The organism is Xanthomonas sp. NCPPB 3959, from assembly GCF_056675575.1.
This window is the reverse complement of sequence record NZ_JBWWVR010000010.1, coordinates 99,435-124,322: the sequence shown is the minus strand read 5'-3', so window position 1 is coordinate 124,322 and position 24,888 is coordinate 99,435. Positions and strand designations below refer to the sequence as shown.

The following is a 24,888-nucleotide window of genomic DNA, read 5'->3' as shown; positions in this document are numbered from 1 at the left end:
CGTCGGAAGGCGATGGTCAGAAGTCGGTGCGCGATTCCAGGTGCTGTTCGACCTGCTCGCGGGTGGTCCACAAGGTGCGGAACTCGCCCTTGGAAAGCAGCTGTAGCTGGTCGCTGATGTGTGCCGAGCCGGGCTGGCTGGCATTGCCGTAACTCATCAAGCCTTTGGCCTTGATGGGCGTGGAAAACTCCACCAGCGAGACCCAGGTTTCGCCGTGTTGCGGCAGGCGTTGGCCATCGGCATTGGGTGGGTTCCAGGTGATCACATCGAACGCACCCAGGTTGCCGAAACCGCCACGGCCAGGCACATCGACCTCGCCCAGATGGAAGCGCGAGACCTCGCCGTACGGCCGATCAATCGCGCCATAGGTCTTCTTGGTGCTGGCGACGGCCTGCTTGAGTTGACGCAGCGCCAGCGCCGGGTCCTTCAAACCGCTGGGTGTGGTCAATGGCGCGGCCAATGACCAAGGCGTGGCGTAGCCGGCTTGCGAGAGGTAACGCGCATCGCCGGTGAACAAGCGCGCCCATTCCTCGAACAACAAAGCGCCACGACTGTCGGTTTCGAAGTGGCGGTCCCAGGCCTTGAGCACGGCGATCGCAGCGGCGATGTCCGGGTCGGTACTGTCTGCGGCCGCGGCATACAGCTGCGGCAACGTGCGATCGGCCGCCAGCGCCTGCGCGGTGCGCTTGAGCGCGACGAACTGGTCGAAGTCGATGTTGTCGTGTTCGGCCAGCATCTTTACCGAGTTCTGCGCACGCAACGACATCGGCCCGACCGGTGCGACATACGCGGGGAAGGCGCTCGGCTCCAGCACGCGCGGCCAGCTCGCCAGCCACGGCGGGTCGTTGGTGTTCTGCACGAAACCGCCGGCCGGGTTGATCACCTTGGGCAGCTCGTCGTAGCCGTGTACCTCACTCCACAACGTGGACGCAGTATCGCCCGGCACCAGCCCGCTCCAGTACTTCAGATCGCCTTGCGCATGCTTGGGCAGGATGCCGTTGTCCAGGAACAGCACGTTGCCGGCCTTGTCGGCATAGACGATGTTGAACATCGGCACCTGCAGCTGTTTCAGCGCGCGCTGGAACTGCGCAAAATCCTGCGCCTTGCCCATGTCCCAGTACTGCTTGAGCATGTCGGGCCGATCCAGGCCGGCCACACGCAGCGCCACGGTGCTGCCGTCGTAACGCTGAAAAACCGGGCCGTGCACGCTCTGGCGAACTTGCAGCGCCTCTTCCTTCAGCGCGCCATCGGCCTGACGGATCTTCAAGGTCCTGGTCTCACGCTTGAACGGCAGCACCTTGCCGTCCAGCAGATAGCCATCGCCCGACAAGCTGAGTTTGTAGGTGGTCTGGCCCAGCAGCGTGTTCACCGTATTGGTGAAACCCAGTTGCTTGTTGAAACCGAAACGCAGGATCGGCAGGCCCACCTGGGTGGCGCCGTACAGATCCACGCCGGGCCCGTTGAGATGCGCTTCGTAATAGGTAAAAAAGCCGCTGCCCCACGGCAGATGCGGGTTGGCCAGCAGCATGGCGTGGCCGTCGCGGGTCTTCTTGGGCATCACCGCCCAGGCGTTGGAGCCGTCGCGCGCCTGGGCGTCCTTGGGCGGCTCGCCCAGCACTTTTGCAGGCGAGGCGATGTAGACGTAATTCATCAACCGGTGCGCGTGCGCCACCACGTCCACGCCGGTGATCGGCAGCACCACTTTGACCTCTGCGTCCAAGGCATCCGGGTGTGCGGCGGCGTAGTCGTTGATGCCCTGCGCGAATGCATCCAGATCGGCGCGAAAGCCCGGATCCTGCTGCCGGTACCACTGCTGCGCGCGCGCGTAGACATCGTTGGTGGCCAGCCAGCGATCCTGTTCGGCGTATTTGTCGCCCCAGTATTCGGCGGCGCGGCCGCGCGCTTCGCCGTAGAGATGCAGCAGCAAATTGCCGTGGCTGTGCGTTTGCGCCCAACCGAAGCCGTAGAAGGTGCCGGCCTCGGTCTTGGCGTAGACATGCGGCACGCCGTAGCGATCCCACAGGATCTCGCCGGTATCTTTACCGCTGCTGGCGAGCACCGCCGGCGGCGCGCATGCCAGCGCGATCAACAGCAACCCTGCGTAGGTGAAAGCGCTGCGCGAACGCGCCCGCATCAAAGACAATTGCGGCACTGGATCACTCCTCAAAAGGTGTACGTCAACTTGGTGTAGTAGGACCCGCCGGTGAAGCCATACGGCACGCTGGTGACGTAGAAACCGCTGCCGGTGCTGGCGACCGCGCCGATGTTTTTCGGGTATTGGTTGAACAGGTTGTTGGCGCCGAGCGTCCAGGTGATGCGATCGGACAGTGCATAGGACGCCTCCAGATCGGTGATCCATTTGGCCGGCACGTGCTCGTCGTTGGCCGGGTTGTTTTCCAGCACGTCGAAACTGCCGAAGCGGTTCACGCGCACGTTGAGCGCGAAGTCGCCGATCACCCAATTTCCGCCCAGCAGCAACTTGCTGCGCGGGGTGCGCGACAGATAGCCGCGCGAGGCGCGGTCGAACAGCTCGTAGCCGGCGCCCAGCGAGTCCAGCGCGGCCGGGTTGTCGGCGATGCGGGTGATCTCGGTTTTGTTGTAGTTGTAGCCCAGGTTCCAGTTGACCCGGCCCCAGTCGCCGGCCTCCATGCGCCAGGTCGCCACCACGTCCACGCCTTCGATGCGGGTGTCGATGGCGTTGGTGAAGTACTGCGCGCTGTCGACCCCGGACACGCCGGCGCGGGTGAGCAGGTCGGTGATCGCCGCACCGGTGATGTAGCCGGTCATGCCGATGCGGTCGTCCAGATCGATGCGGTAGGCGTCCACGGTGAGGCTGAGCGCGCGGCTGGGGTTGTAGGTGAAGCCGATGCTGGCGTTGGTGGATTCTTCCGGCTTCAGCGGTTCGGCGCCGAGTGCGAGCGCGGCGGGGGAATCCACCGGCAGCGTCTTGGCCAGGAACAGTTCGCGATCGCCGTTATCCAGCGTGCGCCAGCTGCTGTTGGTGGCCGCGTACAAGGCCTGCGCCAAGGCCGGCGCGCGGAAGCCGGTGCTGGCCGCGCCTCGCAATGCGAAGGTAGGGGTGATGGCCCAGCGCGCGGTGAACTTGCCCACTGCGGTGTCGCCGGCCGAATCGTCGAAGCGTTCGTAGCGGCCGGCCAGACCCAGCGACACGCTGTCGGCCACGTCCCAGGTCAGGTCGACATAGGCTGCGCCGCTGTTGCGATGCAGGCTGCCGGCTTCGTCGGGCTGGAAGGTGATCGCGCCCTGCGCGCCAGGGGGCGGCGCCTGCCCGGCACGCGGATGGCCGGCCGGAAACACGTAGCTGCCGGCCGCATACGCCGCCTGCTCGCCGGCCTGGATCTCGTATTTTTCGTAGCGGTGCTGCACGCCCAGCGACACCTGCAACGGGCGCTCGGCCAGCTGCAGGCCGCGGGTGATGTCCAGGCTGGTGGTCCAGTCGGTGGAGGTCAGCTGGCCTAGATAGAACTCGGTGGGGCTGGTTGGCCCCAGACTGGCATTGAGCGTGTGCAGCCCGTCGCGTTCGGAGGCGTTGCTGCCGTAGCTGGTGGCCAGGTCCCAATCCCACTCGCCCCACAGCCCCTTGATGCCGGCGGTGAACTCGTAATCGGTCTCGTCGATGCGCAGGCGCGGGCTGTACCCGTCCGGGTAAATTTCCTGCAGCGTGTTGTTGGCGTTGGGATTGCGGAACGACCATTCCAGATCGCTCAGGCGGCGGCTGTAGGTGGCATAGGAATAACCGCGCAGGTCGCCGCCCAGGCCGAGTTCGGCGTTGTAGGACAGGTTGGCGCCCTTCTGCCAGGGCTGGCCGAAGTTGCGCGTGATCAACCGGTCGGCGCTGGCCTCACGCGGGTCTGGCTGGCCGTTGACCGGGTAGTACAGCCGGTAGTTGTCGGCCACCGGCACCGCGCGGTTGGAGGTCTGTTGATAGCGGGCGTCGGCGGCCAGATAGACGAAGCCGTCGCTGCCCAGCGCCAGGCCCTTGCCGATGCTGGCGCTGCTGCTGTCGCCATCGGCGCGGTCGATGTTCTGGCCCCACAGGATGTCGGCCTTGCCGCCGTCGGCATCGGATTTGAGAAGGATGTTGATGACACCGGCGATCGCATCCGAGCCGTATTGCGCAGCGGCGCCGTCGCGCAGCACTTCGATATGGTCCACCGCCGAGACCGGGATCAGGCTCATGTCCACCGGCACCGAACCACGGCCGACGATGCCGGCGATGTTGATGCTGGCGGTGCGGTGGCGGCGCTTGCCGTTGACCAGCACCAGGGTGTGATCCGGATTGAGCCCGCGCAGCCCGCCGGTGGCGATCACATACGAGGTGCCGTTGCCGGATTTGGCCGGCGCATTGAACGAAGGCACCAGGTCGTTGAGCGCCGCCAGCAGGCCCGGGCGCCCGGTCTTTTCCAGTTCCGCCGCGCCGATCACATCGATCGGGGTGGGACTTTCGGTGACGGTGCGCTGCACGCCGCGCGCGCCGGTGACCACCACCGCGTCCAGATTGCCGACTGCGGCGTCTGCGGGCGGCGCGGCGGCGGGTGCGTCCACTTGTGCATAGCCCACGCCGGGATGGCCGTGCAAGGCGGCGGTCATCGGCTGCGCCGAGGCCAGCGTGATGCGTTCGCCGTCGTCTTCGACCACGCTCAATCCGGTGCCGGTCAGTAATTGCCGTAGTGCCACGCGCGATTCCAGCGTGCCCTGCACGGCCGGCGTGCGCACCTGCTGCAGATACTCGCCCGGTGCCACGATCTGCACGCCGGCCTGCCGTGCGAACTCCGGCAACGCCACCACGGCATTGCTCTCCGGCAGCGAGAACGTGCGCCCCTGCGGTGAGGCGGCCAACGCATGGCCCGCTGCCATCATCGCCACGGCCGTGCCGATGGCCTTGCTCAAACGCCTTGTTGCTGCCTGCATCACTGTTCTCCGCGGGCGCGCGTGCGCCGCTGTTTGATCGCTGTCACCGTTGCTGTCTGGCTCCCCTGTGTGTTCGATGCGTCGCCGCCGCTTTTCCGCCATGGACATCGCATCAGGTGACGCACGGCCATGCACATCACTGCGCGATTGCCCCGCGCAGATGGATGCCGCCACGGGTGTGTTCGATCTGCAGGCCCATGCTCAGTGCGACAGAGCGCGCGAAGCCTTCCGGATCGTTGGCCGAGTACAGGCCGACCACGGTGCGTCGCGCCACGGCGGGGTCGTCGATCAGGATGCGCATGTCGTTGTAGCGGGCGAATTCGGCAGCGGCCTGCGCCAGCGTGTCGCCATCGAAGGCGATCATGCCGTCGCGCCAGACCAGCAACTGCTGCACGCGTTGCGCATCCAGCGGCTGCAGCTGCACTGCCCGCGTCGGGCTGACCATCGCCAACATGTTGGCTGCCACCCGTTGCGGTGCGCGCTGGTCGGCATCCACTTCGACGGTGCCTTCGCGCACGAGGACCTTGACTGCATCGTCCTGCCGGCGGCGCACGCTGAAGCTGGTGCCGACCGCGCGCACTTCCGAGCCGGCCGCCATCACCACGAACGGGCGGTGGCGATCCTTGGCCACATCGAACAAGGCCTCGCCACGCAGCAGCTGGATCTGACGCCGGTCGGCGCGGTACTCCACCACCACTTCCGAGCCGGAGTTGAGCGTCACTGCCGAGCCGTCTGCCAATGGCAGGCGCAGCACCTCGCCGATGCGGGTGAGGTGATGGCCGCTGCCGGGTGTGCCGCTGCCCGCCATGGCCTCACTGGGCGTGCGATTCATGCGCATGGGTTGCTGCAGCGCCAGCATGCCACTGGCTGCGGCGACCACGCTGGCCGCAAGCGCGGCCAACCAGGCACCGCGTCGGCGCGCACGCACGCGCCTGGCCTGGCTCTGTACTGCAAAGCCCTGCCCCAACGCACGCGCGCGATCAAAATGCAGATGCACCGCGTGCGCACGCGCATACGCCCCGCGATGGCGCACGTCTGCGGCCAGCCAACGGTCGCGCTGCGCGCACTCGGCCGGCGTGAGCCGGTCGCCGTCCTCGCGTCCCACCCAGGCGGCGGCAATGTCGTCGATGGTACGCATGCTCAGGTGCCACGCTGCGGGTCGGCCAGGCGTGTGGCCTGCGCGTCGTGGACGGCGGCCGGTGCGGAGACGCGGGTGCGGCCCATGCGGGCCATCAGCAAACGCAATCCCTTCACGATGTGTTTTTCCACGGTGTTCTCGCTGATTCCGAGCCGCGCGGCGATCTCGCGCTGCGACAGTCCATCGACCTTGCGCAGCAGAAATACCTGGCGGCATTTGTCCGGCAGTGCCGACAGCGCTTCGCCGATGCGGCGCAGCTCCTGACCGGCAATGGCGTGGCGCTCGGGTGAGCGCTCGTCCTGTGTGATGTCCAGGCGCTCGATTTCCGCCACGCTTTCGATCGAAACGATCCTGGCGCGCCGCACCTGCTGCAGCAGCACCGACTGCGCGGCGGTGAACAGATAGGCGCGCGGGTTGGCGATATGGCCGACCTCGCCCAGCCCGGCCAGGATGGCGTAGGTCTCCTGGATCACATCGTCGCAATCGACGTTGCCAGGGGCATGCTTGCGCAGCCAGCGCCGCAGCGCCGGCTCATGCGGCAGGATCTGCGTCGCCAGCCAGGCGGCGCGCTGGGAATCGATGGCCGGCATCTAGGGCGCGGCCTGTGCGGTGCCAGCACGCTGGGGTGAGGACGTCATTGCATTCTCCGAGTGTCGAGCCGATCCCCTGCTCCCATCTCAACGATGGATCAGCGGCGCGGATCCGCCATTGCGTCTGACGGGTGGGGTGGCGTTGTGGCGCTACCCGCGCAGCGATTGCGGCGTGTGCGGCTGTACGCGCTGTCTGCCAGGCCGGCCACGCTGCGTGCGTTCTCCGAGTGTCGAGGGAGCGCGATGCGCAGCGGCGGCCACGCGATCGCGCACGTGCCGGCATGCGCCACGTGCGAGGTGCGCAGCCACGCCGAACCTAGAACCTGAAACCGCAGCCTCTTGAAGCCGCCATGGGCCTGCCGCCAGGCATGCGGCGCGCGCTACAACTCGCCCAGCCCCGGCGGATTGGTCTGCGAACGCGGCACCGCTTCTTCGGCCAGGTTCCAGCGCGCCAGCGCCTTGGCATACAGGCCGCTGTCGATCTGCGCGTTGATTGCCTGGGTGATCGCCTCGGCCAGGCCGCTGCCCTTGCGCGTGGTCACCGAAATGGCCGCCGCCTGCGGCCACCCACCGGGGAACAGCCCTACCCGGCGCACCTTGCCGTCGCGCGCCGCATACGCGCCGGTGGCATTGGGCTCGAACGAGACATCGGCGCGGCCAGTGATCACCGCCAACCGCCCCACCACCGCATCGTCGAAATACTGAAACTCCACCGGTTTCAGTCCCGCCGCGACATTGCGCGCATCCCAGTGGCGCAGGATCTGGTCCTGGTTGGTGCTGGCGCCCACCACCACCTTCAAGCCGGCCACGTCGCTGGGTTGGGTGATCTGTTTGATCGGCCCATCGCTGCGGGTGTAGATGCCAAGCAGGTCGTAGCGGTAGCTGGAAAAATCGAACTTCTGCTTGCGCAATTCAGTGACGGTGACATTGGCGATCACCGCGTCGTACTTGCCCGATTCCAGCCCCAGCGGCCAGTCCGCCCACGCCACCGGCACCAAATTCAATTGCAGCCCCAGCGCGGTTGCGACCAGACGCGCGATGTCCGGCTCCACGCCGATCACCTGCTTGCCATCGGCGGCGTAGTCGCCCAGCGGCAACGCTGCCGCCACGGTGGCCACGGTCAGCGCGCCGGGTTTGACGAAGCGATGGCCGGCCGGCAGCAGGGCGATGGCGGCCTGGTCCGGCGGTGCCTGCAGCGGCGGCAGTTCGGTGGCGGCAGGTTTGCGCGTGGTGGCCTGCGCCTCATTGGCCGGCTTGCGCGTCAACAGGATCGCAGCGATGCCGATCGCCAGCACCACCACGATGGCGGCGATGTTGAACAGGCGGCGGCGGGACGCGGGGGGCTGGGTCATGCGGGCATCCTTGAGAAGGTGCTGCTTGGAAAAGTCGCGCTTGAACAGGTGGTGACCGCAAACGCGATGTGCGGAAAGGCGTTGCTTGAACGGCCCGTCATCAGCGCGCGATGGCCCGGCACGCAAGCTGCAGCGCTACGCGCGCTCACAGCACCTTGGCCAGGAACTCGGCGGTACGCGGATGCGCCGGCGCGCGGAACAAACGCTCCGGTGGCGCGGCTTCGACCACCCGGCCGTGTTCCATGAACACCACGCTGTCGGCCACGCGGCGCGCAAAGCCGATCTCGTGAGTGACGATCACCAGCGTGGTGCCCGAGCGCGCCAGCTCTTCGATGACCTCCAGCACTTCGTTGACCAGCTCCGGGTCCAAGGCGGAGGTGGGTTCGTCGAATAACAGCACCTTCGGCCGTAGCGCTAACGCACGCGCGATCGCCACGCGTTGCTGCTGCCCACCGGAGAGCTGACGCGGATACGCATCCAGCTTGTCGGCCAGGCCAACACGGGCCAGCAACGCCTGCGCCTGCAGGTGCGCCTGTTTGGGTGCGATGCCGCGCACCGCGATCGGCGCTTCCATCACGTTCTCCAGCGCGGTCAGATGCGGGAACAGGTTGAAGTTCTGGAACACCATGCCGATGTCGGCGCGGCGGCGGCGGATCTCCGCTTCGCGCAGTTCGTGCAGGCTGTCGCCGACGCGGCGATAGCCGATCAACTCGCCATCGACGGTGACATGCCCGGCATCCACGCGTTCCAGATGATTGATGGTGCGCAGCAAGGTGGACTTGCCCGCGCCGGATGGGCCGATGATGGCGGTGACGCTGCAGGCGGGAAGCTCCAGGTCCACCGCATCGAGCACGCGCTGCTCGCCGTAATGCTTGGTCACGCCCTGGATCCTGACCACCGCACCGCGGCCCACCGCCACCGCATCGGCAACGGCATCGACGGCTGCCACCGGCTGCGTGGCTGCAATGGCTGAACGCTGCCACCAGCCGCGGCGGCGCGAGGGCAATTCACGCAATGCACCGCGTGCAAAGCGACGTTCCACCTGCGCCTGCAACAACGACAGCAAGGTGAGAATCACCAGGTACCAGACCGTGGCCACCATCAGCAGCGGCACCACATCCAGGTTGCGCCGGTAGATCACCTGGATGGTGTAGAACAGCTCCGGCAACGCCAGGATGTAGACCACCGAGGTGCCCTTGGCGAGGTTGATCACATCGTTGAAGGCGCCCGGCAAGATGGTGCGCATCGCCTGCGGCAATACGATGCGGCGGATCTGCCGCACGCGCGGCAAGCCCAATGCCGCAGAGGCTTCGAACTGGCCCTGATCCACCGACAGAATGCCGCCGCGAATGATCTCCGCCGAGAACGCGGCCTGATTCAACGACAAGCCCAGCACGGCCGCAGCGAACTGGCTGATCAACGCGGTGGTGGGATACGAAAACAGCGTGATGCCGGTGAACGGCACATCCAGGCTGATGGTGGCGTAGAGATAGCCCAGGTTGTTGAGCAACAACAACAGCACCAGCAGCGGGATCGAGCGGAACAACCACACATAGCCCCACGACACGCCGGCCAGCAACGGCGACCCGGACACGCGCGCGAGGGCAAGCAAGGTGCCCAGCGCAAAGCCGAACAGCGTGCCAAGTACGGTCAGCAACAGCGTGCGGCCAAGCCCAGCCAGCACCGGCTCGGCGAAGAACCATTCGGCAAACACGTCCCAGCCCCAGCGCGGGTTGCCGAGCATCGATTGCAGCACCGCCAGGATCAACAGGATCGCCACCAGCGTGCCGCCGGTCTGCAGTGGATGCCGGGCCGGCACGATGCGCGGTGCGCTGCGTTGCTCGCGCGTGGCTGCGGCGGTGCGTCGGTCGAGTTCGGGGAGGGTCTGGCTGCTCATGGCGTCTGCGTCGAAAGGGAAGAAGGCCGCAGCGCGCGCACCGGCAGCGGCACCGGCAAGTGCTTTTCGAACGGCAGATGCAGCACGGTTTCCGGATCGGCCTGCTGGTCGTACAGCGCGGCATAGCCGTGGGTCAGATACAGGTGCACCGCCTCGGGTTGGCGGAAGCCGGTGGTGAGATAGACGCGCCGGTACCCTTGTCGTATCGCCTGGGCTTCCAGCTCTTCCAGCACCCGCCGCGCGATGCCCTGGCGGCGTAGATCATCGCGCGTCCAGATGCGTTTGAACTCGGCGGTATCGACGTCGTGGTGGCGCATGAACGCGCCGCCGCCGATGGTCTGACCATCGCGCAGCAACAGCACAAAGGCACCGTGCGGCGAGGCGAAGGCTTCGGCCGGATAACGCAGCAACTCATCGCGCGCACTGCCGCCGATGCGGCCGATCACATCGTGATAGCGGTTGCTGTATTCGCGCTCCAGGCCCTCGAACAGCGGCTGCGCGCGCGGGTCGTGCACGGAGGTGTAGAGGAACTGCTCGCTCATGCCGATGCCCGCTTTGCATCGATGTCGGAATCTGCACTGAGAAAGCGCTCGGTCAGCCGCGCCCAGTAGCTGGCAGCCGGTGCGATCACCGCATCGTTGAACACGTAGCGCGGGCTGTGCAGCGAGGCGCTGTCGCCATTGCCGACAAACAAAAAGCTGCCCGGACGCTGCTGCAGCAAGAACGCGAAATCCTCACTGGCGGTACGCGGCGCCAGCCCGGCTACCACGCCATCGGCGCCGAACAATTCCACGGCGATGTCGCGTGCGAATGCGGTCTCCGCTGCGTGGTTGATCACGCTGGGAAATCCCAACGGGAAGTCGATCTGCACCTGCGCCCCGAAACTGGCCGCGATCGCTTCGGCCAACGCCGGAATGCGTTGCCGCAGGGTCTCGCGCACCTGCGGCAGGAATGCGCGCACGGTGAGCTTCAAGTCCACGCTGTCGGGGATCACATTGGCGGCTTTGCCACCGTGGATCGAGCCGACCGTGATCACCGCCATCTCGCGCGGGTCGACATTGCGCGAGACGATGCTTTGCAGGGCGGTGATCAGATGCGCGGCCACCAACACCGAATCCACCCCGGTGTGCGGCTCGGCGCCATGTCCGCCCTTGCCGAGTACGCGGATCGACGCCCAATCCACTGACGCCATCGCCGGGCCGTCGACAAAGCCCAGCCGCCCGGCCGGCACGCCCGGCCAGTTGTGCAAGCCGAAGATCGCATCGACCGGAAAGCGCTCGAACAAGCCATCGGCCAGCATCCGCGTGGCGCCCGAGCCGGTCTCTTCGGCTGGCTGAAAGATCAGCTGCAAGGTGCCGTCGAAGCGGCCGTGTTTGGCGAGGTAATGCGCGGCCGCCAGCAGGATCGCAGTGTGGCCGTCATGCCCGCAGGCATGCATCAAACCGTGCGTGCCGCTGGCATAGTCCAGCCCGGAATCTTCGGTGATCGGCAAGGCATCGATGTCGGCGCGCAGTCCGAGCCGACGTGTACCGATGCCGCGCACCAGCGTGCCGACTACACCGGTGCCACCGACGCCGGTGGTGACGGTGTAGCCCCAATCCGACAACAGCCCGGCAATGCGCGCACTGGTGCGGTGTTCTTCGAACGCCAGCTCCGGATGACGATGGAAGTCACGCCGCAGCGCGATCGCTTCTTCGGCGAACGCGGCGATACGGATGGACGGATGCGGATGGGTGCTTGCCGACAACACGGACATGGCCTGCTCCCTCAACCGGCTTTGCGCGCGGCATCGGCCACTGGCGCGTAACGGCTGGCCTTGTATGGCAACCCAAGGTGATCGCGCAGCGTCACACCGGGCGGCGTGCGTTGGAAATAGCCGCGCGCTTCCAGCACCGGCAACACCTGCGCCACGAAATCGTCCAGGCCCTGCGTCTGCACCGGGAACCCAAGGATGAAACCGTCGCTGGCGCCGGCATCGAACCAGCGGATCAACGCGTCGGCCACCTGCTCGCCGGTGCCGATGAACTGCGGCCGCGGGCTCACCGCTTCCAGCGCCACCTGACGCAGCGTCAATCCCTGCGTGCGCGCATCGTGTTTGATCTTGTCGGTGGTGGAACGGAAGCTGTTGGCACCGATATCGCCCAGCTCCGGGAACGGCGCATCCAGGGCGTACTGGCTGAAATCGTGGTGGTCAAAAAAGCGCCCCAGATACGCCAGCGCCTCGTCGATATCGGCCAGTGCGGCGATCTGCTGGTACTTGGCTTCGGCCTCCTCGGCCGTGTTGCCGACGATGGGCCCGATGCCGGGGAAGATCTTCACGTCAGCCGCGCTACGGCCATGCGCGATCGCCGCATTCTTGACCCGCTGGGTGAACGCACGCGTGTCTTCCAGCGACGGCGCATGGGTAAACACCGCATCGGCATATTTGCCGGCCAAGCCAATCCCGTCATCGGAAGCGCCAGCCTGAAAGATCACCGGCTGCCCCTGCGGCGAGCGCTGGATGTTCAACGGCCCTTCGACCTGGAAGAAACGTCCCTTGTGGTCGAGGCGACGGAATTTGTCTGCATCGAAAAACGCACCGCCCACGCGGTCGCGCACGAACGCATCGTCGTCCCACGAATCCCACAAACCCTGCACCACCTCCAGGTATTCGTCGGCGATCTGATAGCGCAGCGCATGCTCGGGATGGGCGCGGCTGTAGTTGCGTGCCGAGCCTTCCAGCGGCGAGGTCACCACGTTCCAGCCGGCACGTCCGCCACTGATCAGATCCAGCGAAGCGAACTGGCGCGCCACCGTGAACGGATCACTGTAGGAGGTGGACAAGGTGCCGGCCAGACCAATCGTGGTGGTGGCGGTGGCCAGCGCCGACAGGATGGTGATCGGCTCGAAACGATTGAGAAAATGCGGAATCGATTTCTCGTTGATGTACAGCCCGTCGGCGACGAAGGCGAACGCGATCCCGCTGGCTTCGGCCTTGCGTGCGGTGGCGATGTAATACGCCAGATTGACGCTGGCATCGGCCGGCACCGACGGATGCTTCCAGGCATTCATATGGCCACCGGCGCCATGCAACATGATGCCGAACGGGATGGGACGTGGCGTAGTGCTCATCGCGGTAATCCTTGTGGAAAGAAGAACGTCGGTAGTGCGATAGATCGCGGTGCGGCACTGGCCGCAGGCTTCGGCATCACGACAACGCGTGTTCGGCAATGGGCTGCGCCACCGTGCGGGCCGGTGCATCGCGCCCGCTGCGTGCAGCCGCGTGTGGTGCGGTGCGTGCGAGCAATTCCAGCGAGGTGCGACGTGCCTGTGCATCGGCCACCGGTGCATCGATGACGAACTCGCCCACGCCGAAGCGGCGATGCAGCAGTTCCAGTTGCGCATGCACGCACTCCGCAGTGCCGGACAGCACGCTGGGGCGCAGTTCTTCCAGGCGGTAATCGCTCACCCCAACCTGGCGCGCATACTCGGCAGCGGCTTCCGCATTGGGCAGATTGACGCTCTGCCCGGCACCGAGCTGCACGCGATACAGCCGCAGCGCACCGACCTGCTGCGTAGCGGCTTCGGCGGTGTGTGCAGCAAAGGCGACCACCGCCAACAACGGCTGCAGACTGCTGCCACGCCGATACGCGTCGAACGCGCGCTCGATATGCGCGTGGTCGCCATCGAAGTGACCGGCATAGACGAACCGCCACCCCAACTGCGCTGCCAGTTGTGCGCTTTCCGGGCTGGCACCAAGCAGAAACCGCTGCGGCCCCTGTGCAGGTTGCGGTGTGGCGATGGCGCTCACATGTGGATGCTCGGCCGGCAGCGTGTTCGACAGAAACCCTTCCAGATCGGTCAATTGCCTCGCGAAATCGGCAGTGCCCAGACGGCCATCGGCCAACGCGCGGGTGGAGGCCGGCAAGCCTCCCGGTGCCTTGCCCACGCCCAGGTCCACACGGTCCGGCGCCAGCGTGGCCAGCAGGTTGAACAGTTCGGCCACCTTGTACGGCGCGTAGTGGCGCAGCATCACCCCACCGGTCCCGACACGGATGCGCGCGGTCTGTGCCAGCACATAGGCCGCCAGCACTTCCGGTGCGGGGCTGGCCAGTTGCGTGGTGGCGTGGTGCTCGGCAAACCAGTAACGGTGATAGCCCAGCGCTTCGGCCAGCTGCGCCAATGCCACGCTGTCGCGCAGCGCCTGCGCCGCCGTACCGCCGTCGGGGATGTAGCTCTTGTCGAGAATGCTGAGGAGATAGCTCATTGCCCTGCCACATTGGAAGAAGAGGACCGCCGCCAGCGCGACGTGTCGGTGATTGCGTGAGCGCGCGCGTTGCGATCGAGGCGATTGACGCGCCAGGTGTTGGCGCCGGTTGTCAGGGATGCAGCTGAGGAATGGCGTACAACTCCGCCAACGTGGCGAGGATCGGCTCGCTGCCGGAGACGTATTGCCGTGTGGCGTGCTCGCCGCTTGCGTGGCTGCTGTGCACACCCGAAGGCAACACCAGCTTGGGTAGCGATTGATCGCTCTCACCCACCAGCCCGATCACGTCGCGACGCGGCCGCGGGAAGCCGACCCGGCGCACTTCCAGCCGGTCGCGCAATCCATCGATGCCCGACAGCGCGCCTTCCAGCAACAAGCCGTGCCGACAGAAAAAACGCTGCCCGGCAAAACTGGGATCTTCGAACTCATGTTCCAGCAACAACAGAATCGGTTTGGAGGCGGACACAGGGGAGGCGGACAAATCGGACATGGGGGGTGGCGTCCTCGCTACGTGGAAGCATCGGCACCAAGGCGATGCGTGGTGTTTCCAGCCTAGTGACCGCCGCCGCGCAGATCGCGCCAGAAATCGACAATGTCCGGTCAGATGCGGCCAGCGAAATGGCCGTTGGCAATGACCTGACTGCTTTGGGTTATGCAGGCGCGCCACGCACAAAAGCGCACTGCCGCGCGAATGGCATCGCACGCTCACCGTCAACGCGCGCCGACTCAGCGCACGCACGCGCTTGCTGCCCTGCAATCGTGCCGGCCACATATCCATCGGCGATGTGGTCACAACCACTCGTCACCACCGCAGGCGCCTTGCAGCGTCGTCAGGCGCTGCAAACGCGGCTTAATGCGCACCATGAGCGAAATCAGCGAACGCGCGTCCCCCCACGTCACCGCCGCGCCCCTGGTCGCGATCCTGGCTTATCAGCAACTGGGCTTGTTCGAGTTCGGCTGTGCAGTCGGCCTGTTCGCACCGCAGCGCCCGGAGCTGGAGGTGGAGTGGTATCGCAGCCTGGTGTGCGCGTGCGAACCGGGTGCGCTGAAAACGCTGGGGGGCTGCCTGCTGCAACCACCAGCCACGCTGGACCAGCTCGACGATGCGGACGTGATCGTGATCCCCGGCTGGCGCAATCCCGACGAATGCCCGCCGGCTGCATTGCTGGACAAACTGCGCGCCGCCCATGCACGCGGCGCGCGTCTGGCCTCGATCTGCTCGGGCGCCTTCGTGCTCGCCTATGCCGGCCTGCTGGATGGCCGCAGCGCCACCACCCACTGGCGGCTCACCGATCTGCTCGCCAGCCGCTTCCCCGCCATCGAGGTGCGCGCCAACGTGCTGTATGTCGACACCGGCAGCATTCTCACCTCGGCCGGTTCGGCCACCGGCATGGACATGCTGCTGCACATGGTGCGCAAGGACTACGGCACGCATGTGGCCAACCTGGTCGCGCAGCGGCTGGTGCTGGCGCCGTGGCGCGATGGCGAGCGCAGCCAGCTGGTCAACCGCTCGATCCCGCTCGGCGAACCGAACCGGCTTGCGGTGCTCACCGAATGGATCCGCAGCCATCTCGATCAGCCGCACACGCTGGCCAGCCTGGCCGAGCGTGCCGCCCTCAGCCAACGCACGCTGCAACGGCAGTTTCTCGAAGCCACCGGGCTGTCGCCGATCGACTGGGTGATCCGCGAACGCGTGGCACTGGCGCGCGAGTTGCTGGAAACCACCGACCGGCCGCTGCACTGGATCGCCGAACGCGCCGGATTCGGCTCGCTGGAATCGTTCCGCCGGCATTTTCGCGTGCTGGCCCAGGCCAGCCCGGCCGCGTATCGGCGCCGGTTGCAGATCCGCTAGCGCGCTGGGCTGCACCAGTGCAACGCCAGCTCATCCGCCAGCCTGCGCGATGGCGCGCGGCGCTCCAGGCATCTGTCGCCTGGATGCGACGGTGCGCAGTCGGTCTGCCGGTCGCTTAGTCGCCCAGCTCGGCCAAACGCGCGCGCACGCTCTCGACATCGATGTGCTCGCGCACATGCGGCCACTGCCGCGCCCACACCGAACGGAACACGATCCACGCGCCGAACACGCCCAGACAGGTCGAGCCCAGCGCCAGCAGCAACGGATGCAACGGCGAGCCGCTGCCGGTCTGGAACAGATACATGAAGGCCCCGGAAAACAGCAGCCACACGCCGAATACCGGCCAGTTGCTGGCCAGCAGACTCGCGTTAGGCCGCTCGATCTCACGCAGCAACCGGGTCAGCGCCTTGCGTTCGTCATCGTCCGGTGTCATCGACTGGCCGCTCCACGGGTTGATCGCCGTCTTGATCGCCGCGCTAGATCACGCGGCAGAATACTGCCTTCAGATAGCGCGATTCCTGCACGTGCGCCATGAACGGATGGTCCGGGCCGGCACCGGCAACCTTCAGGATCTGGATGGTGCGCCCGGAGAAATACGAGGCGCGGCGCAGCATGTCCAGAAACTCCTGCTCGGCCACCAGCCCGGTGCACGAGAAGGTGGCGAACAGGCCACCGGGCTTGACCACGCCCAGCGCCAATTTGTTCATGTCCAGGTACTTCTTCAACGCGGGAATCACCTGCTCGCGGTCGCGCGTCATCTTGGCCGGGTCCAGGATCACCACATCGAACTGGTCGCCGCGATTGGACGCATCGCGCAGCCACGGAAAGATGTCGGCCTGCACGAACTTCGGGCGCACGTTGTTGAGCTTCGCATTGCCCTTGGCCAACGCGATCACGTCCTCGTCGATATCCACGCCCAGCACCTCCGAGGCGCCACGCGCGGCCGCATACACCGCAAAGCCGCCGGTGTTGCAGCACAGGTCCAGCACGCTCTTGCCTTCAACCTGCTCGCTCAGCCACTGACGGTTTTCGCGCTGGTCGGCGAAGAAGCCGGTCTTGTGCGCACCGGCCGGGTCGGCGCGGAACTTGATGCCGTACTCGGTGATCACCGCCGCTTCGGTGGTGGTGTTGCTGTGGAAATCGAAGCTTTCCTGCTTCTGCACATGTTCGTCGGCAAAGCTGTGGAAGCGGCAACCCGGGAACTGCTCGCGCAGCGCCTCGTAGATCCATTCGCGATGGCGGAACATGCCGGCGGCGAAGAACTCCACCACCACCAGGTCGCCGTAGCGGTCCACCACCAGCCCGGACAGGCCGTCGCCTTCGCTATGCACCACGCGCCAGGCATCGGACACGCCGTCGAGCTTGAGCCAGTCGCGGCGCAGGCTTACCGCGGCGGCAATCTTGCGCGAGAACCAGCCCGCGTCCACCGGCACTGATTGATCGGTTTCCAGGATGCGCACGGCAATGCGCGAGTGGCCGTTGTAGAAGCCGCGGCCGATCCATTCCCCATCCACGCCGACCACATCGACGATGGTGCCGGGTTTGGGCTTGGCGGCGGGCTTTTCCACCAGCTTCTGGAAGATCCACGGGTGGCTGGAGCGCCAGGCATTCTTGAGTCGGACGACGGGGACAGGAGTATTCATCCGCCCATTGTATCCGGCTGGATTGACGTGCCTGAGCCCGCAACGCAGAATCGGGCTCAGAAGGGGAGTAGCTCCCAGGAACGGCCAACAGAACGTCGCAGCGGTCATGCCATCGTTCGGGAAGTCGCTCCAGCGTTGTCGCCGTCATTACGAGCCCTGTCATCAGGCGCTCCGGTGCAACGGCAACCGGCCCACACCGGTTGCGAGCGAGACCTTCGCCGCGCAGGCGAAGGTCCGTCACCCGGAATCCACGATTTCCGTGTCACAAGGCCTCAGCCCACCGGCTGTCCAGGTCGTTTCACTTTTCGGGATTCTTTTATGCAAACCATTGGCAATGTCTGGTTATGGGGTGGCTTCGCGATCGTGGTGATCGTGGCGCTGATGGTCGATCTGGTGCTGATGCGCCACGGCGGCGCGCACAAGGTGACCTTCAAGGAAGCCACCTGGTGGAGCATCGGCTGGGTGCTGCTGGCGCTGGCCTTCAACGCCGGGCTGTGGTGGTACCTGCAGGGCAGCATGGGCGACGCGGCGGCCGACCGGATCGGGCTGGAGTTCCTGACCGGCTATCTGGTCGAGAAATCGCTGGCGGTCGACAACATCTTCGTGTTCCTGATGGTCATGACCTACTTCGGCGTGCCCGAAGAACAGCGCCAGCGCGTGCTGATCATCGGCGTGCTGGGGGCCATCGTGCTGCGCGCGATCATGATCTTTGCAGGCTCGGTACTGCTGACCAAGTTCCATTGGCTGCTGTACGTGTTCGGCGCGTTCCTGCTGCTGACCGGTATCAAGATGTGGTTCTCCGCCGGCAAGGAGCCGGATCTGGAAGCCAACCCGGTGTTGCGCTGGATGCGCGGCCATCTGCGGCTTAGCCCGCAGTACGACGGCAACCTGCTAAGCGTGATCAAGGACGGCAAGCGCTGGTTCACGCCGCTGTTCGTGGTGCTGATCCTGATTGCGGTGATCGATGTGATCTTCGCGGTGGACAGCATTCCGGCGATCTTCGCCATCACCACCGACCCGTTCATCGTGCTGACCTCCAACGTGTTCGCAGTGCTGGGCCTGCGCGCGATGTTCTTCCTGCTGGCCGGCATGGCCGACCGCTTCCACCTGTTGCCGTACGGCCTGGCAGTGATTTTGGTGTTCATCGGCACCAAGATGATGATCATCGATCTGTACAAGATCCCGGTGCTGGTCTCGCTGGCGGCTGTGGTGCTGATCCTGATCTTCACCATCGTGCTGAGCCTGCTGCGTCCGCCCAAGCCGGCGCGGCACTGACGGGCCGGGATTGGGGATTGGGGATTCGTGAATGGCAGCGCCGCGTGCGCTGCTCGCATCTAGCGCACCGACCGTCTCCACTGGTGCTTGCCCGCCCACCGTCGCGGGACCTTACGCGGCATGGATGCCGCGTAAGAGCCTACACGGACGTACTTGCGGCGTGTCCCGCGAGGGTGGGCGGGCAAGGGCCCTGCAGCCAAGCTGCGGGGCATCCGTGATGCGGCGCAGGCCGATGCACCAAGGACCGGCCCCAGGAGTGGATTATCCCGTCGCCGGGCCTGCTTATCCCGCGCCGGATAGGCTTGTAAAAAACCCGGGTGACGCCATCCGTGAAGGCATGACACAGCATCCTGTTGCCGCCGCCGACGCCACCACCCAAGACCGCCTGGATCGCTCCCGGGTCTTGCGTGCCTTCAACTTCAGCCTGGCCGCGGTGTTGCTGCTGGTGGCGGTATTCACCGCCCAGGGCATGTTCGATTGGCGCGCCTGGGCCGTGGCACCGCTACAGGCCGACGGCCTGCTCGGCATTCTCACCGCACCGCTGCTGCATGGCTCGCTCGCGCATCTGGGCGCCAACGCGGCCGCCCTGCTGATCCTGGGCACGCTGGCCGGTAGCGTGTATCCGCGCGCCACCGCCATGGCGCTGCCGTTGTTGTGGCTGGGCTCGGGCCTGGGCGCCTGGCTGCTGGGCGAACCCGGCAGCCGCCACCTGGGCGCCAGCGGCGTCACCCACGGGCTGATGTTTCTGGTGTTCGTGCTCGGCCTGCTGCGCCGCGACCGCCCGGCAATCGCCACCAGCATGATCGCCTTCCTGTTTTACGGCGGCATGCTGCTGACCATCCTGCCGCACGAGGCCGGCGTGTCCTGGCAGTCGCACCTGGGCGGCGCCGTGGCCGGCCTGATCGCCGCACTGCTGCTGCGCCTGCGCGACCCGCAACAAGCCAAGCCGCGCTATAGCTGGGACGACGAGGACGAAGACGCCGCCTGGGAAGTCAGCACCGCCGAGCGCGACGTGCTGGAACCGCCACCGCCGCGCCAGGTGCCGGTGCTATGGCAACGCCAGGAAGACGGCTCGCACAACGTGGTGCTGCATTTCCCCCCACGCGAGCGACCGCCGGGAGCGTAGGAGCGCGCTTGCGCGCGATGGGGCGTTATCGGTAACGCCTCATCGCGCGCAGGCACGCTCCTACAACGGCTGATTGCGAGGACGCGCCGTTACTGACGCTCGTTCAACGCACGCCGCGCCAGTCCCGGATCGTCGGCAAAGAACGCATCGATACCGGCATCCAGATACGCCTTCAGCTCGGCCAAAGCGCCCGCCTCGTTACGCTCGGTCACCGCGCCAGCACTGCGATTGTTGATCGCCAGAAAATAATTCTCCGGACGGAACGTATACGGCTGCACCTGCAATCCGGCCGCATGCGCATCGTGCACAAGGCTGGTCGGCGTACCCAGGCGTTGCTGCGCATCCAACGGAATGATGCTGCGGATATCCGGGCCGATCGCATCGGCATAGCTGGCGATCTGCTTCAGCCCTTCGGGCGTGATCATCTGCCCGTAGGTGCGCGGCGCACTGCCCACACCCGTATCGGGCAGCGCCATTTGCGCGCCACCCAGCAACTGCAGTAGACGGATGTTGCTGGTGCGTCCGATCTTGCCGCGCAGGTAGCGCAAATTGCCGGTCTCGAATGACTGGATCACCACCGGCGCCGTCTGCGTGTAGGCATGCGCACGCAAGCTCGCCAGCACCTTGTCTTCCATCGGCAACTTCAGCGCACTGAAATAGCTCGGGTGCTTGATCTCCGGAATCAGCCCGATGGTGCGCCCGGTCGCTGCCGATTCGGCTGCGACAAAATCGATGATCTCGTCGAAGGTGACGATCTGAAACTGCCCATCCCAACGCGTGCCACGCAGTTGCGGCAGCCGCTCGCGCGCGCGCAACGTCTTCAATTCGGCAAGACTGAAGTCTTCGGTGAACCAGCCTTCCATCGGCTGGCCATCGATGGTCTTGCGCGTCTTGCGCGCGGCGAACTCCGGATGGCTGGCCACATCGGTGGTGCCGCCGATCTCGTTCTCATGCCGCGCCACCAGCACACCGTCCTTGGTCGACACCAGATCCGGCTCGACGAAATCGGCGCCATCGATAATGGCCTTGGCGTAGGAGGCCAACGTGTGTTCCGGGCGCAACGCGCTGGCACCACGGTGCGCAAAGATCTGCACCGTTTTCGCCAACGGCGCTTCTGCCACTGCGGGGCCGCTCATGCCGACCATCATCGCTCCCAACACTAGAACACGGTGGAACTGCATCATGCATTTCTCCAACGAAAAAGCAGCCATCAAAACCAAGGCGTGATCGCCAGACGAACGCGGCAGATTGGCGGTGCGGGATATGCGACGCGTACATCCCGCTTTCTCCGCATCGTCCGCACCCGCCTGACAACCACGCGCTAAGTCTTGTCAGCCACTTTAAAACTATCTATGTCGATCAACATCGGGAATCCGTAAGCAGCAGCAAGACCCGCCGTTACGAATCCCCAATCCCGATTCCCCAATCCCTGACTCAGAACTTCGCATCCAACGTCAAAAACACCTGCCGCGGCGCACTGGCATGGAACGCCAGCTGACGCCCATTCGGATCGCTGTTGGCGAACGCGGTGAGGTTGGATGCGTAACGCTTGTCGGTGAGGTTGGTGACGTTGAGCGAGAGCTTGAGGCCCTGCAGCACGCCGGCCTGGCCGAAGTCGTACCCGGCGCCCGCGTCGAACGAGGTGTAACCACCAAAGCCCTGGTCGTTGGTGTAGGTGTAATAGCGCTGCCCGGTGTACTTGCCGCGCAGATTGACGTTCCAGTTGGCGTAGTTGAAGGCGATTTCGCTGGCGAACATGCGCTTGGGCGTATCCACCGTGGTCTTGCCGGCAGTGGCAATGGTCACACCGTTCTGCACGTAGTTGTCGTCGTAGGTCGAACGGTTGATCGAGGCCGAGTTGTACCACTGCAGGTAGCTGGTGGGCTTCCAGATCACGGTCAGTTCGCCGCCGCGGCTGCTCACCGAGCCTACGTTGAAGAACCGCGTGGTGCACGCCGGCGTGGTGCCCTGCTGGATGCTGGCGCAGGGATTGAGCGAGAGCAGACGGTTATCGAAGGTGACGTCATAACCGACCAGCGAGGCTTCGAAGTGGTCGCGCACGAAGCGATAACCGGCTTCCATGGTGCGCGACTTTTCCGGCTCCAGCGCACCAACGCTGGCATCGAACGAGGCCTGCGTCACCAGCAACGGACCGCCGGCGCCGCCGCCCTGGAAGGCGGCGATGTTTTCCGCGTACGAGGCGAACACTTCCTGCCCTTCGGCCAGGCGATAACCCAGACCGATCTGCGGCAGCACCGACTCGCTGGCCTTGATCGAGCCGGTCGCCACCGGCGCTTCCACTGCGATGCCCGGTGTCTCGCGTGCGGTCATTTCGGTACTCGGGCTCTTGATGCCCAGGTCCACGCTCAGGCGCTCATCGAAGAACTTGAAATTGCCCTGCACGTAGAACTGCCGGGTGGTGATGACGTAGTTCTGCGAGAACAACCGGCGATCCGGATCCTGCAGGAACTTGTCGTCGCTGACCGGCCCATCGATCCAGTAGAAATTGCGCTCCACATCGTGGTGGTTGCGCTCGTACCACAGCCCGGCTTCGAGGTGATGCGGGCCCAGATTCCAGCCGAGCGAGGCGATGCCGCCGGTGCGGTTGATCCAGTAATTGGTGCTACGAATCGAAATCGGCAATGCCTGCGGCGTGCCCGGGTTGGACGCCTGACCCGGTGACCACCAGTGGCCCTGACCCTTGTTTTCGTGGTGATAGACCTGGGTGTGCAGGCTGATCGCATCGTTGGGCTGGAAGTCGCCGGCCACGTAGAACAGATCGTCGTCGCGCAACGCGCGGCTCTGGTAATAGGCATCGTCGACGTTGTCCACGCCGCCACTGAAACCACAGCGTGCCGCATTCCGCGTGGCCGGTGCGCAATACGCCGCGGCCAGCGCACGGTTCCAGTCCGGCGCGTACAGATTCCAGTCCCAACCCAGGCCACGCGCCATGCCGCTCTTGGACAGATACGAATAATCCGCCTGCGAGGTGCGCGAAGTGTCAGCGAACGCAGTCAGCTTGCCGCCGTCGAACTGGTACACGCCCTTGGCATTGAACTGCCGCGTGGTGGTCGGCGAGTCCGGGCGCGCCCACATATCGGCTTCGGCGTTGATGCCCGATACATATGCCGAAAAGCCGTTGTAGTCGCCGGTATCCACACGCAGGAAGGTGCGGCGATTGGCATCCGACCCCAGCGTCTGCGACAGCTGCCCGCCGAACACGCTGGACGGATCCGCCGAGTAGTACTGGATGGTGCCGCCGAGGTTGCTGGTGGAGGCGGTGCCCAGCGCACCGATGCCCGAGGCCAGCTCCACGCCGCCGAAGTTCTCGGCGATCAGCGCGCGGCTGATGTTGAGGCCGTTGTAGTTGCCGTAGGCGTTGTCGCCCAGTGGCAGGCCGTCGAGCGTATAGCCCAGGCGCGTGCCGTTGAAGCCGCGCAGGCTGATCGTCTGCGACTCTTCATTGGCACCGAAGGCATCGTTGGATTGCACGTTGACGCCCGGCATGCGGTTGAGCAGCTTCTGGATGCTGGTGCCCGGCGGCAATACCGGAATGTCCTGCTGGGTGATGCGCTGCACCTGACGCGTTTCGCCCTGGCCGATCACCGAGACCGCATCGAGCTGCTGCACGGTCGTGCCGGTATCGGCAGTCACCTCGGGATCGGCGGCATGGGCAGCCGGCGACAACACGAGCGCGGTAAGAACGGCGGCACTTAAGAGATGGGTCTTGGGCATGAGCGGCATGGGGGACGAGTCAAAAGATGACGGCAAGCGTGCGACAGCTGTCTTGCGCCGATGCGACCGGGACATGACAGTGCTGCGACAGTCGCTGCGCATCCCGCGCCAGTGCTGCGTTGCGCTGGCATGCACATGTCATCTGCGCGTCGTAATCTGCGAGCTCTTCCATGCGCGTTGTTGAGGGTTGATCCATGTCGCATCGCATTGCTCGCTCTTATTCTCGGACGCTGACCGGCATCGCCATCGCTGCGCTGGTCGTCGGCAGCGGCATGCTGAGCGCGCGGGAGCAGGCAGCCCCGACAGGCTCGGTGATCGCCACCGATGCGCGTGGATATCTTGAAAAAGAACAGTTGCCCGACAGCCTGCGCCTGGTGCCGCCACCGCCGCAGGACGGCAGCGCCGCGCTGGCCAACGACGAAGCCATCGCCAAGGCCATGCTCGCGTTGCGCGGCACACCGCGTTGGAACCTGGCCACCCAGGACGCCGCACTGACTTTCCCCGCAGCCGCCAGTCACTTCAGCTGCGCGCTTGGCGTGCAGATCGACCAGACCAGCACCCCACACCTGCTGCGCCTGCTCGAACGCAGCATGCGCGACGCCAGCAGCAGCACCAGCGCGGCCAAGGCACGCTACCAACGCCCGCGACCGTTCATGCGCAACGACCAACCGATGTGCACGCCCGCCGACGACGCAGCGCTGCGCAAGAACGGTTCCTACCCCTCCGGCCACACCGCCATCGGCTGGAGCTGGGGACTGATCCTGGCCGAACTGGCCCCCGCACAACGCGACGCCCTACTCGCCCGCGGCCGCGCCTTCGGCGACAGCCGCCTGGTCTGCAACGTGCACTGGCAAAGCGATGTCATCCAGGGCCGCATGATGGCCGCCGCCACCGTCGCCGCCTTGCACGACAACCCAGCGTTCCAAAAAAACCTGGCTGCCGCACGCCGCGAGATTGCACAGGCAAGCGCAAAAAAACCCGCAACTACGGCCTTATCGCCAACGTGCGATGCGGAAAACGCCGCGCTACAGACGGTGTTGCCGGGTGTGATGTAAGTCGGCTTGCAGCGTTGCTGCAAGCGTTCGCCGATTATCGATGTCGA

Annotated in this window: 19 protein-coding genes and 1 other RNA gene; 5 read left to right on the top strand and 15 right to left on the bottom strand. The window is 65.6% G+C overall.

Annotated features, from left to right (window positions below; all coding sequences use genetic code 11):
* Nucleotides 1-16: 16 nt before the first annotated feature.
* The 11 genes from AC1KVG_RS13365 to AC1KVG_RS13315 all read right to left on the bottom strand — a co-directional run bounded on the left by AC1KVG_RS13365 (nt 17) and on the right by AC1KVG_RS13315 (nt 14,645).
* Nucleotides 17-2,152, bottom strand: a complete 2,136-nt coding sequence (locus tag AC1KVG_RS13365) for a penicillin acylase family protein (protein ID WP_481094710.1) — start codon at nt 2,150-2,152, stop codon at nt 17-19.
* Between the two features lie 11 nt (nt 2,153-2,163).
* Nucleotides 2,164-4,911, bottom strand: a complete 2,748-nt coding sequence (locus AC1KVG_RS13360; RefSeq protein WP_481094709.1) for a TonB-dependent receptor domain-containing protein — start codon at nt 4,909-4,911, stop codon at nt 2,164-2,166.
* Between the two features lie 157 nt (nt 4,912-5,068).
* Nucleotides 5,069-6,070: a FecR family protein gene (locus tag AC1KVG_RS13355; RefSeq protein ID WP_481094708.1), complete on the bottom strand. Its 1,002-nt coding sequence runs from the start codon at nt 6,068-6,070 to the stop codon at nt 5,069-5,071.
* Between the two features lie 2 nt (nt 6,071-6,072).
* Nucleotides 6,073-6,660: an RNA polymerase sigma factor gene (locus AC1KVG_RS13350; RefSeq protein WP_481094707.1), complete on the bottom strand. Its 588-nt coding sequence runs from the start codon at nt 6,658-6,660 to the stop codon at nt 6,073-6,075.
* Nucleotides 6,661-7,040: 380 nt separating this feature from the next.
* Entirely contained in the window at nt 7,041-8,012 is a 972-nt protein-coding gene (locus AC1KVG_RS13345) for an ABC transporter substrate-binding protein (protein ID WP_481094706.1), read from the bottom strand.
* Between the two features lie 145 nt (nt 8,013-8,157).
* Entirely contained in the window at nt 8,158-9,909 is a 1,752-nt protein-coding gene (locus AC1KVG_RS13340; RefSeq protein WP_481094705.1) for an amino acid ABC transporter permease/ATP-binding protein, read from the bottom strand.
* Entirely contained in the window at nt 9,906-10,457 is a 552-nt protein-coding gene (locus tag AC1KVG_RS13335; RefSeq protein WP_481094766.1) for a GNAT family N-acetyltransferase, read from the bottom strand. Before AC1KVG_RS13335 ends, AC1KVG_RS13340 begins: the two co-directional genes overlap by 4 nt.
* Entirely contained in the window at nt 10,448-11,665 is a 1,218-nt protein-coding gene (locus AC1KVG_RS13330; protein ID WP_481094704.1) for a M20 aminoacylase family protein, read from the bottom strand. Before AC1KVG_RS13330 ends, AC1KVG_RS13335 begins: the two co-directional genes overlap by 10 nt.
* An 11-nt stretch (nt 11,666-11,676) precedes the next feature.
* Nucleotides 11,677-13,020, bottom strand: a complete 1,344-nt coding sequence (locus AC1KVG_RS13325; RefSeq protein ID WP_481094703.1) for an LLM class flavin-dependent oxidoreductase — start codon at nt 13,018-13,020, stop codon at nt 11,677-11,679.
* A gap of 76 nt (nt 13,021-13,096) precedes the next feature.
* A complete protein-coding gene (locus AC1KVG_RS13320) occupies nt 13,097-14,155 on the bottom strand; it encodes an MsnO8 family LLM class oxidoreductase (RefSeq protein ID WP_481094702.1) in 1,059 nt (352 codons plus the stop codon).
* A 112-nt stretch (nt 14,156-14,267) separates the two neighbouring features.
* On the bottom strand, nt 14,268-14,645 hold the full coding sequence (locus AC1KVG_RS13315) for a DUF3088 family protein (RefSeq protein WP_115041081.1): 378 nt from the start codon (nt 14,643-14,645) through the stop codon (nt 14,268-14,270).
* Nucleotides 14,646-15,017: 372 nt separating this feature from the next.
* Between AC1KVG_RS13315 and ftrA the strand changes: the two genes are divergently transcribed.
* Complete coding sequence (ftrA, locus tag AC1KVG_RS13310) at nt 15,018-16,007, top strand: transcriptional regulator FtrA (RefSeq protein WP_481094701.1); 990 nt, start codon at nt 15,018-15,020, stop codon at nt 16,005-16,007.
* Nucleotides 16,008-16,122: 115 nt separating this feature from the next.
* On the opposite strand, the gene AC1KVG_RS13305 is transcribed toward ftrA, so the two are convergent.
* Nucleotides 16,123-16,440, bottom strand: a complete 318-nt coding sequence (locus tag AC1KVG_RS13305; protein ID WP_115041082.1) for a hypothetical protein — start codon at nt 16,438-16,440, stop codon at nt 16,123-16,125.
* Between the two features lie 43 nt (nt 16,441-16,483).
* Nucleotides 16,484-17,650, bottom strand: a complete 1,167-nt coding sequence (locus AC1KVG_RS13300) for a class I SAM-dependent rRNA methyltransferase (RefSeq protein WP_104551249.1) — start codon at nt 17,648-17,650, stop codon at nt 16,484-16,486.
* A gap of 318 nt (nt 17,651-17,968) precedes the next feature.
* On the opposite strand from AC1KVG_RS13300, the gene AC1KVG_RS13295 reads away from it, so the two are divergent.
* Together AC1KVG_RS13295 and AC1KVG_RS13290 are read left to right on the top strand one after the other, a co-directional pair.
* Entirely contained in the window at nt 17,969-18,925 is a 957-nt protein-coding gene (locus tag AC1KVG_RS13295; RefSeq protein WP_006449013.1) for a TerC family protein, read from the top strand.
* 337 nt (nt 18,926-19,262) lie between these two features.
* Nucleotides 19,263-20,051 carry a rhomboid family intramembrane serine protease gene (locus tag AC1KVG_RS13290; protein WP_481094700.1) on the top strand — a complete coding sequence of 263 codons (789 nt, stop codon included), beginning with the start codon at nt 19,263-19,265 and terminating at the stop codon, nt 20,049-20,051.
* A gap of 89 nt (nt 20,052-20,140) precedes the next feature.
* On the opposite strand, the gene AC1KVG_RS13285 is transcribed toward AC1KVG_RS13290, so the two are convergent.
* Nucleotides 20,141-21,235: a glycerophosphodiester phosphodiesterase gene (locus AC1KVG_RS13285; RefSeq protein WP_481094699.1), complete on the bottom strand. Its 1,095-nt coding sequence runs from the start codon at nt 21,233-21,235 to the stop codon at nt 20,141-20,143.
* Between the two features lie 77 nt (nt 21,236-21,312).
* Between AC1KVG_RS13285 and AC1KVG_RS13280 the strand changes: the two genes are divergently transcribed.
* A non-coding RNA gene (locus AC1KVG_RS13280) (sX9 sRNA) lies at nt 21,313-21,388 on the top strand.
* A gap of 97 nt (nt 21,389-21,485) precedes the next feature.
* Here the strand turns inward: AC1KVG_RS13280 and AC1KVG_RS13275 are convergent.
* Nucleotides 21,486-23,786: a TonB-dependent receptor gene (locus AC1KVG_RS13275; protein ID WP_481094698.1), complete on the bottom strand. Its 2,301-nt coding sequence runs from the start codon at nt 23,784-23,786 to the stop codon at nt 21,486-21,488.
* Between the two features lie 194 nt (nt 23,787-23,980).
* Here AC1KVG_RS13275 and AC1KVG_RS13270 point away from each other — a divergent pair, with 194 nt between their 5' ends.
* Complete coding sequence (locus AC1KVG_RS13270) at nt 23,981-24,841, top strand: acid phosphatase (RefSeq protein WP_481094697.1); 861 nt, start codon at nt 23,981-23,983, stop codon at nt 24,839-24,841.
* Nucleotides 24,842-24,888 lie beyond the last annotated feature (47 nt).